Source organism: Micromonospora sp. BRA006-A (assembly GCF_033433935.1).
Classification (GTDB): Bacteria; Actinomycetota; Actinomycetes; order Mycobacteriales; family Micromonosporaceae; genus Micromonospora; species Micromonospora aurantiaca.
In genome coordinates, this window is sequence record NZ_JANCLW010000001.1 from 3,680,572 (window position 1) to 3,695,465 (window position 14,894).

The 14,894-nt window shown below is 74.5% G+C and carries 11 protein-coding genes; 9 read left to right on the forward strand and 2 right to left on the reverse strand.

Annotated features, from left to right (window positions below; genetic code table 11):
- Window positions 1-12 precede the first annotated feature (12 nt).
- The 5 genes from NMK34_RS16735 to NMK34_RS16755 all read left to right on the forward strand — a co-directional run bounded on the left by NMK34_RS16735 (window position 13) and on the right by NMK34_RS16755 (window position 4,740).
- Window positions 13-561, forward strand: coding sequence for a DinB family protein (locus tag NMK34_RS16735; RefSeq protein ID WP_318334195.1), 549 nt, complete (start codon window positions 13-15; stop codon window positions 559-561).
- A gap of 47 nt (window positions 562-608) precedes the next feature.
- Window positions 609-1,184, forward strand: a complete 576-nt coding sequence (locus NMK34_RS16740) for a helix-turn-helix domain-containing protein (protein WP_318334196.1) — start codon at window positions 609-611, stop codon at window positions 1,182-1,184.
- Window positions 1,181-2,461, forward strand: coding sequence for an MFS transporter (locus NMK34_RS16745; protein WP_318334197.1), 1,281 nt, complete (start codon window positions 1,181-1,183; stop codon window positions 2,459-2,461). Before NMK34_RS16740 ends, NMK34_RS16745 begins: the two co-directional genes overlap by 4 nt.
- Before the next feature lie 114 nt (window positions 2,462-2,575).
- Window positions 2,576-3,811 (forward strand): ricin-type beta-trefoil lectin domain protein, encoded by a 1,236-nt coding sequence (locus NMK34_RS16750; RefSeq protein ID WP_318334198.1) that lies wholly within the window; start codon window positions 2,576-2,578, stop codon window positions 3,809-3,811.
- A 281-nt stretch (window positions 3,812-4,092) separates the two neighbouring features.
- Window positions 4,093-4,740: a GNAT family N-acetyltransferase gene (locus NMK34_RS16755; RefSeq protein ID WP_318334199.1), complete on the forward strand. Its 648-nt coding sequence runs from the start codon at window positions 4,093-4,095 to the stop codon at window positions 4,738-4,740.
- Between the two features lie 74 nt (window positions 4,741-4,814).
- Here NMK34_RS16755 and NMK34_RS16760 read toward each other — a convergent pair whose 3' ends face one another.
- Window positions 4,815-10,589, reverse strand: a complete 5,775-nt coding sequence (locus NMK34_RS16760; protein WP_318334200.1) for a TIR domain-containing protein — start codon at window positions 10,587-10,589, stop codon at window positions 4,815-4,817.
- A 107-nt stretch (window positions 10,590-10,696) separates the two neighbouring features.
- On the opposite strand from NMK34_RS16760, the gene NMK34_RS16765 reads away from it, so the two are divergent.
- The 3 genes from NMK34_RS16765 to NMK34_RS16775 are packed head-to-tail and all read left to right on the forward strand — an operon-like array spanning window position 10,697 to window position 13,068.
- Window positions 10,697-11,929, forward strand: a complete 1,233-nt coding sequence (locus NMK34_RS16765) for an SLC13 family permease (RefSeq protein ID WP_318334201.1) — start codon at window positions 10,697-10,699, stop codon at window positions 11,927-11,929.
- Window positions 11,930-11,939: 10 nt separating this feature from the next.
- Entirely contained in the window at window positions 11,940-12,113 is a 174-nt protein-coding gene (locus NMK34_RS16770) for a hypothetical protein (protein WP_318334202.1), read from the forward strand.
- A 55-nt stretch (window positions 12,114-12,168) separates the two neighbouring features.
- Window positions 12,169-13,068, forward strand: a complete 900-nt coding sequence (locus NMK34_RS16775; RefSeq protein ID WP_318334203.1) for a GNAT family N-acetyltransferase — start codon at window positions 12,169-12,171, stop codon at window positions 13,066-13,068.
- Window positions 13,069-13,103: 35 nt separating this feature from the next.
- On the opposite strand, the gene sigJ is transcribed toward NMK34_RS16775, so the two are convergent.
- The gene (gene sigJ, locus NMK34_RS16780; RefSeq protein ID WP_318334204.1) at window positions 13,104-13,970 is read right to left on the reverse strand and encodes an RNA polymerase sigma factor SigJ; all 867 of its coding nucleotides are present in this window, start codon (window positions 13,968-13,970) and stop codon (window positions 13,104-13,106) included.
- 139 nt (window positions 13,971-14,109) lie between these two features.
- Between sigJ and NMK34_RS16785 the strand changes: the two genes are divergently transcribed.
- Entirely contained in the window at window positions 14,110-14,886 is a 777-nt protein-coding gene (locus NMK34_RS16785; RefSeq protein WP_318334205.1) for an SDR family oxidoreductase, read from the forward strand.
- The last annotated feature ends 8 nt before the right edge of the window (window positions 14,887-14,894 follow it).

Here is a 14,894-nt window from a genome sequence, read left to right on the forward strand (position 1 = left end):
ACGCTGAGGCGCATGACCGATCCGACCTGGAACCCGCTGCTCCGCGAGCAGCTCACCTGGCACTGGACCTACCAGTTGCGCGACCGCCTCGCCGGGCTCAGCGACGCCGAATACCTCTGGGAGCCGGTCCCCGGCTGCTGGAGCGTGCGGCCGCGCGGCGACGGCGGCACCCCGGCGATCGATTTCGCGATGCCGCAGCCGGACCCGCCGCCGTTCACCACCATCGCCTGGCGGCTGGCCCACGTCGTCGTCGGCGTGCTGGCCATGCGCAACGCGTCGCACTTCGGCCGCGCGCCCACCGACTACGCCTCGTTCCCCTACTCCCCGACCGCAGCCGGCGCGCTGGCCCAGCTCGACGAGGAGTACGCCGCCTGGACGGCCGGGGTCGAGGCGCTCGGCGAGGAGGGCCTGGCCCGCCCCTGCGGCCCGGCGGAGGGGCCGTTCGCCGACGTCCCGATGGCCACGCTCGTGCTGCACATCAACCGGGAGGTCATCCACCACCTGTCCGAGGTGTGCCTGCTGCGCGACCTGTACCGCCACATGCCAGAGGCAACGCGATAAATACAAGACTCCTTGTACATCGTGTCTTGTAGGTCTAGCCTGGCGGCATGACTGACGGAACCGGCAACCGGCGCGTGAGCGACCCGCGAGCCATGCGGGCGCTGGCCCACCCCACCCGGCTGCGGCTGCTCGGCGAGCTGCGCCTGCGCGGCCCGCAGACGGTCGGCATGCTGAGCGAGCGGACCGGGGAGGCGATCGGGTCGGTCAGCTACCACGTCGGCAAACTGGCCGAGCACGGCTTCGTGGCCGAGGCGCCCGAGCTGGCCCGGGACCGGCGCGAACGGTGGTGGCGGGCCGCGCACGCCACCACCGACTGGGATCCCCTCGAACTGCTCGACGACCCGGAGCGCCGGCTCGCCGGCAACATGCTGCGCCAGGCCGCCATGCAGCGCTACGTCGACCGCTACCAGGCGTACCTGGACTCGGAGGCGAGCCTCGACCCGGCGTGGGTCCGCGGCACCACCAGCAGCGACATGGTGCTGCGCCTGACGCCGGAGGAACTGGTCGAGCTGCGCGACGAGCTGTCCGCGCTGGGCCGGCGCTGGCAGGAGCGCGGTGCGCCCGGCCGGTCCGGCGCCGAGATGGTCACGCTCATCTGGCAGGCGTACCGGGGGCCGCAGTGACCCGCGACCGCCGGCCCCTGACCGGACTGCTGATCGGGCACGCCGTCTCGCTGACCGGCAACGTGCTCACGCTCATCGCTCTGCCCCTCTACGTGCTGACCGAGACCGGCTCACCGGCCGCCACCGGGCTCGCCGGGGCGTTCGCCACCGCGCCCGTGGTGCTCGGCGGCGCGTTCGGTGGCGTACTCGTCGACCGGATCGGCTACCGGCGCTCCAGCGTGCTCGCCGACGTGATCTCCGGCGTGACGATCGCCGCCGTACCCCTGTTGCACGCCACCGTCGGCCTGCCGTTCCCGGCGCTGCTGGCCCTGGTCTTCGTCAGCGGGCTGCTGGACACACCCGGGCAGACCGCGCGCACGGCGTTGCTCCCGGAGGCCGCGGCGGCAGCGGGGGTGCCGATCGAGCGGGCGGTCGGCTGGGCCGAGGCGACCTCACGCGGCGCCCGGATGATCGGCGCACCGGTGGCCGGCCTGCTCGTCGGCGTGTTCGGCGCGCTGCCGGTGCTGGCGGTGGACGCGGTGACGTTCGCGGTGTCGGCGCTGGTGGTGGCGCTGCTGGTGCCGCGTCGGCTGAGCCCGTCCGGCGAGGAGAGCGAGCCGGAGACCGGCGGCTACTGGCGGCAGTTCGCCGCCGGGCTGCGCTTCCTGGTCCGCGAGCCGCTGCTGCGCGCCATGGTCCTGCTGGTGCTGGTGACGAACCTGTTCGACGCGGCCAAGAGCCAGGTGCTGCTGCCGGTGGTCGCCGACCGGGAACTGGGCGGCCCGGCCGCGTTCGGCCTGCTGGTCGGCGTCATGGGTGGTGGCGCGCTGGCCGGCTCGCTGGTGTTCAGCGCGATCGGGCACCGGCTGCCCCGCCGGGCCACGTTCGTCACCGCGTACGTGCTGTGCGGCGCTCCACCACTGTGGGCGCTCGCCGCCGCGCCGCCGCTGCCGGTGGTGGTAGCGGTGGTCGCGGTGGCCGGGCTGGCCGCCGGCTCGCTCAACCCGCTGATGGGCGCCGTCGAGCTGGAGCGGGTGCCGCCGGCCATGCGGGCCCGGGTGTACGGCGTGATCGGCGCGGGCGCGTGGGCGGCCATGCCGGCCGGCGCGGTCGGCGCGGGATTCGCCGCGGACCGGTTCGGCCCCACGTCCACGCTCGTCGTGATGGGCGCGTGCTATCTGCTGGTGGTGCTGACACCGCTGCTCGGCGGCCCGTGGCGGGAAATGCGCCGGCCCACTGTGGTGCGGCAGCGCGAGCCGGAGCCCACATCGGAGCGCCAGCGGGAAACGCTCTCTTGACATCGGCCGGCTTCGTTCATACCTTCATCGAAGTCTATCTGTATGGTTTGTTAACCGTTGGGCGGGGCCGGCCGCCGTGACGGTGACGACCACCACCCCCGCAGGAGGCGCCCCGTGCGCACCATCCGTACCCTCGCCGCCCTGGCGGTGACGGCGGTCGGCCTCACCGCCGCCCTCGCCGCCGTCCCCAGCACCCCGGCCGCCGCCGCCCCCGGCGCGGTCACCTGGTCCGACGACTTCAACGGCCCGGCCGGCGCCGCCCCCGACGCCAGCAAGTGGCGCTACGACATCGGTGGCGGCGGCTGGGGCAACAACGAGCTGCAGTACTACACCAACAGCACCCGCAACGCCGCGCTCGACGGCAACGGCAACCTGGTCATCACCGCCCGCAAGGAGAACCCGTCCGGCTACTCGTGCTGGTACGGAAGCTGCCAGTACACCTCGGCCCGGCTGCTCACCAACGGCACGTTCGCCCAGGCGTACGGGCGGTTCGAGGCGCGCATCAAGGTGCCGCGTGGACAGGGGCTGTGGCCGGCGTTCTGGATGCTCGGCAACGACATCGGCACGAACCCGTGGCCCGGCAGCGGCGAGATCGACATCATGGAGAACGTCGGCTACGCGCCGTCCACGGTCTGGGGCACGCTGCACGGCCCCGGCTACTCCGGTGGCAGCGGCGTCGGCGCGTCCACCTCGCTGCCCGGCGGCCAGGCGCTCGCCGACGCCTTCCACACGTTCGCGGTGGACTGGGCGCCGGACTCGATCACCTGGTACCTCGACGGCGTCGCGTACTCGCGCAAGACGCCCGCCGACATCGGCGGCAACCGCTGGGTCTTCGACCACCCGTTCTTCATGATCATGAACGTGGCGGTCGGCGGCAACTGGCCCGGCTCGCCGGACGGCAGCACCACGTTCCCACAGACCATGACCATCGACTACGTCCGCGTCCAGGCCTGGGACAACGGCGGCGGGGGCACCGGCGGCCAGATCATCGGGTACGGGAACAAGTGCGTCGACGTGGCCAGCGCCAACACCGCGAACGGCACCCCGGTGCAGCTCTGGACCTGCAACGGCACCACCGCACAGCGCTGGAGCTGGAACGCCGACGGCTCGGTACGCGCACTCGGCAAGTGCCTCGACGTGGCCGCCGGATCAACCGCGAGCGGCGCCAAGGTGCAGCTCTACGACTGCAACGGCACCGGCGCGCAGAAGTGGGTGTTCAGCGCGGCCGGGGACATCGTGAATCCCCAGGCGAACAAGTGCCTGGACGCCACCGGTCCCAGCTCGGCCGACGGCACCCGGCTGCAGATCTGGGACTGCACCGGCACCGCCAACCAGAAGTGGCGGCGCTGACCGGTCCCCGACCCGGGGCGGGCGGCACCCCCGCCCGCCCCGCCCGCCCCGCCCGCCCTCGCCCTCGCCCTCGCCCTCGCGATCTTGCACTTTCGGCCCGAGCGGCGCCCCGAATGCACCATTCGCATGGGCACAGACTGCAAGATCAGCGGGGCTGCCGCGCCAGGGCTGCCTGCCCCGGGGGTCGCTCATGGCGTTGCGCCCGTCGGGGCGGTCCGGGATACCGTGAGGTCTGTTTCGCTGCCGCGAGACCAGGTCATCGATCTCCTGGAAGCGCGATCATGGATGAGTCGACCGGCGCGCCGACGCCGATGAGCGGATACGCACCCCAGCCCATTCCGACCGCACGGCTGGTCCTGGTGCCGCTGGGTGTCGAGCATGCCGAGGAGATGGCAGCAGTCCTCGCCGACCCGGCGCTGCACACCTTCATCGGCGGCGAGCCCGCCGGCCCGGCCGCGCTGCGGGCCCGCTACGAACGGCTGGTCGCCGGCTCGCCCGACCCGGCCGAGTCGTGGTGCAACTGGGTCATCCGGCTCCGGGACGGCGGCCGGCTGGCCGGCTTCGTCCAGGCCACAGTCACCGAGCCACACGAGCCGGTGGCGGACGCCGCCACGGCGGGCGCGCGGGCGGTAGGACACCGGCACCTCGACGAGGCGGCACCGGCCACCGCGGTACCGGTCGCGGAGATCGCCTGGGTGGTGGGAACCCAGTGGCAGGGGCGCGGGATCGCCACCGAGGCCGCCCGAGGGATGGCCGGCTGGCTGGGGCGGCGCGGTGTGCGTACCCTCGTGGCCCACATCCATCCCGACCACCGCGCGTCGGCGGCGGTGGCCACGGCCTGCGGCCTGGCTCCGACGGACGTGTGGCACGACGGCGAGGTCCGCTGGGCCGGACCTGCCGCCCCGCCTCCCCCGCCCGCCCGGAGTTGACCAAGGAGTTCGTGTCGGAGACGACGTCCGATCCGGGTACGAACTCCTTGATCAACGGGGAGATCTGGGGGCGGTCAGAAGGGGGCGTCCACTGACAGGCGGCGGACCTGGGTCAGGTAGGGGTCCAATTCGCCCACCTCGAAGCGGCACGTGCCGATGACGTGCCAGAACTGGCCGCCCGGGTCGCCGTCCAGCTTGTACCGGCCGTCCGGGCTGACCGCCGCCCACCCGTCCGGCAGGCCGATGAGCGTGGTCCGCAACTGGGCGTGCTCCGGGTCCGCCACGTCCCACAGCCGTACCGTGCCGTCGTCACCGGCGCTGGCGAGCAGGCTGCTGTCCGGGCTGAAGTGCACCGACCAGACGCGCCGGGTGTGCGCCGCAAGGGTGCCGTGCAGCCGGCCGGTGACCGGATCCCACAGCCGGATCACCAGGTCGTCCCCGGCGGTGGCGAGCAGGTTGCCGTCCGGGCTGAACGCGCAGGACCAGAGCCGTCCGTCGTGTTCGGTGAGCACGAGGCGCCGTTGCCCGGTGACCGCGTCCCACACCACCGCCGTGCCGTCGTTGCCGGCGCTGGCGAGCAGCGTGCCCTCGCTGTTGAAGCCGACCGAGTAGACCCGGTCGGTGTGGTGCTCGAGGGTGAGACGGCAGGTGGCGGTGGCGGCATCCCACAGCCGTACCGTCTGGTCGTCGCAGCCGGTGGCGATGGTCTCGCCGTCAGGGCTGAACGCGACGGTGCGCACGCGCCCCCGGTGCGGGGTGAGCGTGGCGAAGTGGCGGCCGGTACGGCGGTACCACAGGCGTACCGTGTCGTCGTCGTTCGCGGTGGCGAGGGCGTCGCCGTCGGGGCTGAACGCGACCGCCCAGACGTGGTCGGTGTCCACGTTGAGTTCCCGCTCGTCGGCGCCGGTGTCGGTGTTCCACAGGTGCACGCCGCCGTCGCCGCTGGGGGTGGCCACCAGCGGTTCGTCCGGGCAGAACACCACGGACAGCAGCCGGTCGGCCGGGCTGGCGAGCTGCCGCAGCAGACGGCCGGTACGCGGCTCCCAGAGCCGGATCACGCCGTCGTTGCCGCAGGCGGCCAGCACCTCGCCGTCGTCGCGGAAGGACAGCGCGGTGACCTTGCGGCCGTGCCCGCGCAGCGTGTGCTGGAGCTGCCCGCTGCGGACGTCCCACAGCCGGGTGGTGCCGTCGTTGCTGCTGGTCGCCACCTGGTTCTGGTCCGGCCGCCAGACCACCGGCCAGACCGAGCCGCGGTGCCGGGTCAGCTCGTGCCGTACCTGCCCGTCGTCGGTGTCCCAGAGCTGGATCGCACCGTCGCTGGCGGCGGTGGCGAGCAGGCTGCCGTCGCCGTTGAACCGGACGCTGTAGATCGCGCCGCGCTGCCGGCCGAGCACCCGCACCGGCCGGCCCGTCTCGGTCTCCCACAGCCGCAGCGCGCCGTGCGTGTCGCCGGTGGCCATCAGCGTGCCGTCGGGGTGGATGTCGAGGGCGTACACGTCGGCCTCGTGGCCGCGCGGCGCGCGCAGCAGCTCGCCGTCGGTGGCCCGGCGGATCCAGATGCGGCCGTGCTGCCCGACGGCGGCCAGCAGCCGGCCGTCCGGTGAGTGCACGACCCGGTAGACCACCTCGGGCTCCTGCACCTCGAACGCCAGCTTGCCGGTGGGGATGTCCCAGCCGCGGAGCGTGCCGGCGCTGTCGGCCACCACCACGCGCCGCCCGTCCGGGCTGAACGAGGTGCCCCAGATCGGCGCGGAGTGGCCGGGCCACTCGTGGCGCAGCCGGGCGCCGCGGGTGTCGTAGAGCCGCACCACGCCCGCCGCGTCGCCGACCACCAGGCGGCCGCGGCGGCCGTCGGTGAGCAGCGGCCACACCCAGCCGGTGAACACGTCCTCGATGACGTGCCGCACGTCGCCGTGGTCGGCGTCCCACAGTCGTACGGTGAGGTCGGCCGAGCCGGTGACGAGCTGGTGGGACGCGGCGTCGTAGCGGACCGCGTACACCCGGGACCGATGTCCCTGGAGCGTGCGCACCGGCAGCCCGGTGGCGGTGTCGCAGAGCAGCACACCGCCGTCGTCGCTGCCGACGGCGAGCACCGCCCCGTCGGGGCTGTACGCCACCGGCACCGGCAGCCGACCCACCTCGAAGCCGTAGCCGACGCCCACGGCGGGCGGGGCCAGGCCCGGCGCGACCGGCCGGCCCGGTGCGACGACGGCGCCGCGCAGTTCCGGGGCGCGCAGCAGCGCCGGGTCGGCGCTGACGTCGATCAGCGCGGTGCGGTGCCAGCTGCTGCCGGCCACGCGCGCGCCCCGCAGGTCGGTCCGGAACAGCCGGGCACCGGCCATCTCCGCGTCGCGCAGGTCCGCCCCGGCGAGGCGGGCCTGGTCCAGGCGGGCGCCGCGCAGCCGGGCGTGTTCCAGCCGCGCCTCGGTCAGGTTGGTGGCGATCAGCCGCGCGTCGGTCAGGTCGGCGCCGGTCAGGTCGGCGCCGGCGAGTTCGCGGTGCGACAGATCCTCGCCGCGCAGCACCGCGCCGCGCAGGTCGGCCCGGTCGGGCAGGCGCAGCCGGGCGGACAGCCGCAGCGCGTTGGCGCGCAGCGTCTCCCCCGCCGACTCGTCACCGAGCACCCGCGCGGTCCAGGCGGTGCAGCGAGCCGGGTCGGCGAGGTCGCCGAGGAACTCCACCGCGAGCGCGGACAGCGACCGCACCGCCAGCGCGGCCGGCTCCTCGCCCCTGTTGATCTGCTCGGCCACCCCCTCGGCGACCAGCCACTCCATCACCGAGGTGTGGATGAACCCGAACAGCCCGTCGTCGGTGCGGACGAGCAGGCTGCCCGCGCCGACCGCGTGCGCCGCCTGCGGGCCGGACAGCCGCGAGTCGGCCCGCCCGGCGAGCTGGCCGGTGGACTCGGCCAGCTCGGCCAGGCGCAGGTATGCCTCGCCGCTCTCCCAGAGCTGGAACGCCAGCCGGCTCACCGCCTGCCACAGCTCGGGCCGGCGCAGGCTCACCGGGGCGCCCGGAATGCCCTGCGTGCGGCGCTCCTCGAAGTCCAGCCAGGACTCCAGGATCTCCCGGTAGAGCGCGGCGGCGCTGAACGTGCCGCCCGCCCCGGCCACCGCGGCGAGCCGCCCCTCGTCCAGGTTGGCGATGAAGCCGAGCATGCGCGGGTTGCGGGAGAGCCCGAGCAGGTCCTTCACGCCGGCGAGCAGGTCCATCCGCTCGCGGGCGGCCCGCTCGTCGCCGCCGTACCGGTTGCGCAGGAACGCCTCGATCTGCCCGGGGGTGAAGTCCTCCACGGCCAGCACGCGCCGGTGCGGCAGCAGGCCGACCCGCTCGCCGAGCGCGGTCAGCACCTGCGAGTTGGTCTTGAAGTGCTGGGTACGGCTGCTCACCACGATCTTCGCGTTGCCCTCGGCGGCCTGGAGCAGCGTCTCCAGGTGGTCGGCCGCCCGGTCGTACGTCACCCGGGCCACCAGCTCGTCGAACCCGTCGAACAGCAGCACGATGCGGCCCTGGCGCAGCATGTAGCGGAACGCCTTCAGGTCGATCACCTGCTCGCCGTGATTCGCCAGGTGCGCGGCGACCAGGCCGTCCACGGAGTGCGCCTTGTCCAGCGCCCGCAGCTCCACCAGGATCGGGATCAGGTCGGGCGCGGCCGTGGGCAGCCGCCGGGCCACCTCCCGCAACGCGAACGTCTTGCCCCGGCCGAAGTCACCGAGCACCAGCACGAACCGGCCGTCCGGCGCGGAGACGGTCTCCAGCAGCTCGTCGACCACGTCGTCGCGCACGCGCTGGTCGGCGCCGACGAGGTGGCGGTAGCGCTGCGGCACGTACTGCCCGGGCGGGTAGAGCCGGTCGGCCTGCAGCCGGGCGGTCTGCGCGGCGACGTACTCGCGCAGGTCGAGCAGGCCCTGGAACTCGGTCAGGTGCAGCACGCGGACGCCCCGCCGCTGCGCCTCCTCGGCCAGCCCGCGCGGCACCCGGTCGCCGTCGTAGACCAGCTCGGAGGCGATGTCCGGGTCGGTGGCGTGCACCCGGCGGGCGAAGACGTCCACATCGGCGGCGGTGGGGGTGCCCACGTGCGCGCCGACGCGCTGCTGGCGGACCACCCCGTCGGAGCGGTAGCTGATGTACAGGTGCGGCGGGTCGGTGCCGACGCGGCGTACCACCACCCGGTCGTAGCGGGCCTCGCAGACCTCGGCGAGCCGGTCCAGCAGCCGCTGCACCGGGGCGACCGGCGCGGCGACCACCGCCACGCCCTGGGTGGCCCCCTCGACGGCGACCGGGCGGCGCGGGTCGGGCACCTGGGCCGGGCCGGACGCGCCGAAGGTGGCCTCGGCGTGCGGCCAGGACACGGCGGTGACAGTGCCGCCGTCGAGCCGGTCGTCGCGGCCGAGCACCCAGCGGGTCATCCCGTCGCCGCCGAGCCGCAGCACCTGCGCCCGGCCGTCGCGGGGCGCGGCGGCCAGCGGTACCACCGGGTCGACCCGGGCCGACGGAGCGGCGTCGGAGAGCAGCAGGTTGAGCATCGGGCCGACCAGCCGGTTGACCGAGCCGCGGTCGCGCAGCGACACCGGGTCCGGGGGCACCTCGTCGGCGTACGGGCTGCGCGCCCCCGGCGCGTGCGCCATCGCGCCCAGCCGCAGCCAGCCGGACTGCTGGTAGTGGCGCAGGCGCTGGGCGAACCAGCTGGACTGCGCCTCGCCGAGGAAGCCGTACCGGTCCTCCTCGCGGTGGGTGATGGCGATGGTGGAGTTCAGCCCGGCCACCACCACCCGCAGGTCGGGGACCGGGAACAGCGTCCAGGGCTGCTCGCTGTCGAAGATCCGGTCGTCGAGCCCCTGGTAGAGGTCGTCGAACAGGCGCGCGTAGTGCCGCCACTTCGGCCAGTACGGCGGTTGCGGGTCGACGTCGTCGGCCTCGCAGGTGGCGAAGTACGCGCGGCTGGCGGCCATCGTCACGTCACGCGGGCCGGGCACCACGACGAGGCGGTGCGGTTCCAGCCCGAGCAGCACCCGCAGGCCGGTGAGGAAGCTCAGCGCGTCGGAGAACTCGCGCGGGCTGCCCGACTCGGTGAGGTTGCCGGCGACGACGAGCAGGTCCGGCCGGGGCACGCCGTCGTTCATCAGCAGCGTGAGATCGCCCATCAGGTGTTCCTGCACCTCACCCGGGGTGACCGGCGCGCCGGGGTTGATCACGCCCCGGCCGAAGCGCGGCCCGGCGACCTGGAGCACTGTGACGGTGTCCCGGGTGGTCGGTGGCGCCACCGCGGCGGGCGGGAACGGCGGCGGGTTGATCGGGGTACGCCGGGCGCGGCGGGGCGCGGGCGCGCCGGCGGCCGGCGCGGCGAGCACGCCGTGCGGGTCGGCCGGGTGGTGCGGGAACGCCGGCTGCCGCATCGGCTTGGCGCGCCCGTCGAGCGCCTCCCGGATGCGGTCGAGCACCCGGTTGCGGGCCTGCACCGGATCGTCCACGCCGACCAGGTCCACATAGGTGATGGTTGCGAGCAGGCCGTCGATCGGGCAGTCCTCGACGCGTACGGTGACGAGCTTGTTGCCGGTGCCGTCCGGGTCGGCGCGCAGCGCGGCCTGCCACTCCAGCTTGCCGTACGTGGAGTGCAGGTAGCGCTCGGACAGCACCGCCACGACCACCTCGGCCTCGCGGACGCCGCGGTCCATGAAGTCGATGAAGTTGGTGCCGGCGACGAAGTCCCACGCCTGCAGCAGCGTGCGATAGCCGGCCGCCTCGAACTCCCACGCCAGCCACGTGGCCCAGCGTTCGTCCGCCGGCGAGTAGCTGATGAAGAAATCGATGGGGCGGTCGGACCGGGTGGGGTGCGCGCCTACAACCACATGGTCATTATGGCCACCGACGGTCAACAGATCGACACCCTCGGCAGCTCGGATCGTCCCGCGTCGGGCTCCTCCGCCCCCGCCGGCATGTGCGAGGATCATCCCTCGTGGAGACCCCCGGCGATCCGCCGAACGCCGTGCCCGACCGATCCCGCTGGGGCCGCCTGCACGTGCTGGACTGGATCGCGATCGGGCTCGCAGTGCTCGGCGTGGTGTTCGTGCTCACCGGGCTGCTGCCCCGCGCCGACGCCGAGGCGACGATGCGCCGGATCGTCCCGATCCTGATCTTCCTCGGCACGGTGGTGGTGCTGGCCGAGCTGACCGCCGTGGCCGGGGTGTTCGACGCGCTCGCGACCCGGGTGGCGGTGACCGCGCGGGGCAGTTTCCGGGCCCTGTTCTGGCTCTGCGTCGGCTTCGCCTCGGTGACCACCATCGCGCTCAACCTGGACACCACGGCGGTGCTGCTCACGCCGGTGATGATCGCGCTGGCCCGGGCGCTGAACGTGCCGCCGACGCCGCTGGCCATGACCACCGTGTGGCTGGCGAACACGGCGAGCCTGCTGCTGCCGGTGTCCAACCTGACGAACATCCTGGCCAGCGACCGGGTCGACCTGGACCCGGTGCCGTGGGCGGCCCGGATGTGGTGGCCGCAGCTGGTCGCCGTGGCGGTGACCGCGCTGCTGCTGTGGTGGTGGTACTGGCGCCCGGCGCGCGCCGGGGCCGACCCGTTCGTCCCGCCGCGGCCGTACGTGCCGCCGGACCGGGTGCTGTACCGCACCGCGCTCGCCGCCTGCCTGCTGTTCGTCGCCGGGATCCTCGCCGGGGTGGAGATCGGCATCGCCTCCGGGGTGGCCGCCGCGATCCTGGTCGCGGGCTTCGCGGTGCGGGCCCGGCACCGGCTGCGGCTCGCGCTGGTGCCATGGCGGCTGCTGGTGTTCGTGACCGGGTTGTTCCTGGTGGTGCAGACCATCGGCCGGCACGGGCTGGACACGGTGATGGGCACGCTCATCGGCACCGACCCGGGAGCGGAGGGGGCACTGCGGGCGGGTGCGGTCGGCGCGCTGTTCAGCAACGCGGTGAACAACCTGCCCGCGTACCTGGCCGGCGAGGCGGTGATCGCGGCCGACCGGCACACCCAGTTGCTGGCGCTGCTGATCGGCACGAACGTGGGTCCGCTGGCCACGCCGTGGGCGTCGCTGGCGACACTGATCTGGTACGAGCGCTGCCGGGCCGCCGGGGTCGCCGTACCGCTGGGCCGGTTCGTGGCGACCAGCGCCGCGCTCGCCGTGCTCGCCACCGCCGCCACCGTCACGGCGCTTCTTGTCGGTCCCGGCGCCTAGCATCGCGACCATGCGCAAGCCGCTGGTGTCGTACGAGATCACCGACGTGGAGCAGACACCGGCCGGCACCGTGGTGACGGCCACGATCAGCGGCGACTTGCCCGGCAGCCCGTTCGCCGGGCTGCGATTCCGGTTCGCGGAGTACGACGACACCCGCATCCGCCGGCTGCGCATCGCCCCCTGATGCGAGGCGGGAAAACCGCTACGGCCCGAACCCGGCGGCTGGCTACCGTGCCCACATGACCGCCGCGCCCACGCTGCACTTCTGCACCGACCCGGGCCAGTTCCTCGCCGACGCCGAGACCTACCTGGCCGCCGACCCGGTGGTCGGCACCGTCGTCGCCAGCGTCACGCGCCGGATGGCGGCCCGCCGCGCCGAGGGCGTCGCGCTGCCCGAGGACGTCTGGTGGCTCGTGGTGCGGGACGCCTCCGGCGCTGTGGTGGGCGTCGCGATGCGTACCGCGCCGTTCCCGCCACGACCGCCGTTCCTGCTGCCCATGCCGCGCAAGGCCGCGGTGGCGCTGGCCGAGGCGTGGCACCGGCGTGGCGAGCGGGTCCGCGCGGTGAACGGCGCGCTGCCCGCCGCGCGAGCGTGCGCCGACGAGGTCGCACGCCTCGACGGCGGGCGGGTCGCTGTGGCCCAGCACACCCGGCTGCATCTGCTCGACCACCTGACGCCGCCCGCTCCGGTGCCCGGCGCGCTGCGGGCGGCCACCACTGACGACATCGACCTGGTCGCCGCCTGGTTCGGCGCGTTCACGGCCGACGCCGACGAGCAGGCGGGCCGCCCGCGCGGCGCCGGTGCCCACGAGACTCCCGGCCGCGCCGAGATGCTGCACCGGATCCGGGACGGCCGGGTGTGGTTCTGGACCGACGAGTCGGGTGCTCCGGTGCACCTGACCGCCGCGAATCCGCCGTCGTTCGGCGTGGCCCGCGTCGGCCCCGTCTACACGCCGCCCGGGCAGCGCGGACGCGGCTGGGCGGGAAACGCGGTCGCCGAGGTCAGCCGGCGGCTCACCGCCGAGGGCGCGCGGGTGTGCCTGTTCACCGACCAGGCCAACCCGGTGTCGAACCGCCTCTACGCCCGGCTCGGGTTCCGGCCGGTGGTCGACATGGTCAATCTGGTGCTGGTCGACTGAGCCCACCCGGTCTGGCCGACCGACGCGGTTCCGGGTCAGCCGCTGAGGCCGAGCGCGGCCAGCCGGTGTGGGTCGGCGATCACGTCGACGGCGGCGATCCGGCCGCCGGTGACGGTGAACGCCATCACCGACAGCGGGCGGTCCCCGGCGCTCACCAGCACCCCCGCGGCGCCGTTGACGAGCACCGGCCGGGCGTGCGGGAACAGACGGCCGAACGTGGTCGCCTGCGCCGCCACGGTCGTCGCGCCGGTGAGCACGACCGTGTGGCGGGCGCGGGCGGTCCCGGCGTCGGAGCGCAGCACCACGTCCGGGTGCAGCACCGCGATCAGCGCGTCGAGGTCACCGTCGCGGGCGGCGGCGAGGAAGGCGTCCACCACCGCCCGCTGCCGGGTCAGGTCGGGATCGGGGGTGGGCGCCTGTCCGCGTACCCGGCGGCGGGCCCGGCTGGCGAGCTGCCGGGCCGCCGCAGGTGAGCGGTCGACGAGCGGGCCGATCTCCTCGAACGGCACGCCGAACATGTCGTGCAGCACGAACGCGAGCCGCTGCGCCGGGGTCAGCGTGTCCAGCACCACGAGCAGCGCCAGCCCCACCGAGTCGGCGAGCACCGCGGCGTGCGCCGGGTCGTCGGCGCCGGTGTCCACCACGGGGTCGGGCAGGCGTACGTCGAGGGGGTCCTCCCGGCGGGCGGCGCGGGACCGCAGCGTGTTGAGGCTGACCCGGGCGACCACAGTGGTGAGCCACGCGTCCAGGTTGTCCACGGCGGCCGGGTCGGTACGGGACAACCGCAGCCAGGTCTCCTGCACCGCGTCCTCGGCGTCGGTGAGCGACCCGAGCAGCCGGTACGCCACCGCGCGCAGCCGCTGCCGCTCCCGCTCGAACCGTTCCGCGAGCCCGCTGTCCATCACCTGAGCCTCCCCTCCCGCACACCGTCCCGACCCGCGCCGGGTCACCGATGTGACCAGACGTGACGGCTGTCACATCTGTCACGCCGGCGGGCCGGCGCGGGTCGACGTGGCAGCACAGGCGACGGAAGGCGACACGATGAACCCACAGATCCTGGTCACCGGCGGCACCGGCACGATCGGCCGGCACGTCGTACCGCTGCTGCGCGCCGCCGGGCACCCGGTGCGGGTGCTCAGCCGGCGCGGCGGGCGAGGCGGTGACGGCATCACCCACGTGACCGCCGACCTGCTCGGCGGCACCGACCTCGGCCCCGCCCTGCGCGGGGTGTCCACGGTGCTGCACCTGGCCGGCGGCGCGAAGGGCGACGACCGCGCCACCGCACACCTGGCCCGCGCCGCGCACCGGGCCGGTGTGGCGCACCTGGTGCACATCTCGGTGACCGGTGCCGACCGGGTGCCGCTGGCCTGGATCCGGTCCAAGCTCGACGCCGAACGCGCGGTGGCGGACTCCGGCGTCCCGTGGACGGTGCTGCGCGCCGCGCAGGTGCACGACCTGGTGCTGACAATGCTGACGGCGATGACCCGGCTGCCCGTGGTTCCGGTGCCGGGCGGTCTGCGGTTGCAGCCTGTCGACGCCGCCGAGGTGGCGGCCCGGCTGACCGAGTTGACGCTGGGCGCACCGGCCGGGCTGGTGCCGGATCTGGCCGGGCCGGACACGTACGGCATCGGCGAACTGCTGCCCGGCTACCTGACCGCCACCGGGAAGCGCCGGGCGCGGCTGCCGGTACGCATCCCCGGGCGGGCCGGCCGCGCGTACCGGGACGGCGCGAACCTCGCCCGGCCCGGTGCGGCGAGGGGCGTGCGGACCTGGAATGACTTCCTGGCCGAGCGGGCGCCGTCGCGGCCGGTAACCTGACGCGCCCC

Bases quoted from the DNA above. Each gene is read 5' to 3' on its own strand.
- NMK34_RS16735 (WP_318334195.1), top strand. From the start codon at position 13: ATGACCGATCCGACCTGGAACCCGCTGCTCCGCGAGCAGCTCACCTGG.
- NMK34_RS16740 (WP_318334196.1), top strand. From the start codon at position 609: ATGACTGACGGAACCGGCAACCGGCGCGTGAGCGACCCGCGAGCCATG.
- NMK34_RS16755 (WP_318334199.1), top strand. From the start codon at position 4,093: ATGGATGAGTCGACCGGCGCGCCGACGCCGATGAGCGGATACGCACCC.
- NMK34_RS16770 (WP_318334202.1), top strand. From the start codon at position 11,940: ATGCGCAAGCCGCTGGTGTCGTACGAGATCACCGACGTGGAGCAGACA.
- NMK34_RS16775 (WP_318334203.1), top strand. From the start codon at position 12,169: ATGACCGCCGCGCCCACGCTGCACTTCTGCACCGACCCGGGCCAGTTC.
- sigJ (WP_318334204.1), bottom strand. From the start codon at position 13,970: ATGGACAGCGGGCTCGCGGAACGGTTCGAGCGGGAGCGGCAGCGGCTG.
- NMK34_RS16785 (WP_318334205.1), top strand. From the start codon at position 14,110: ATGAACCCACAGATCCTGGTCACCGGCGGCACCGGCACGATCGGCCGG.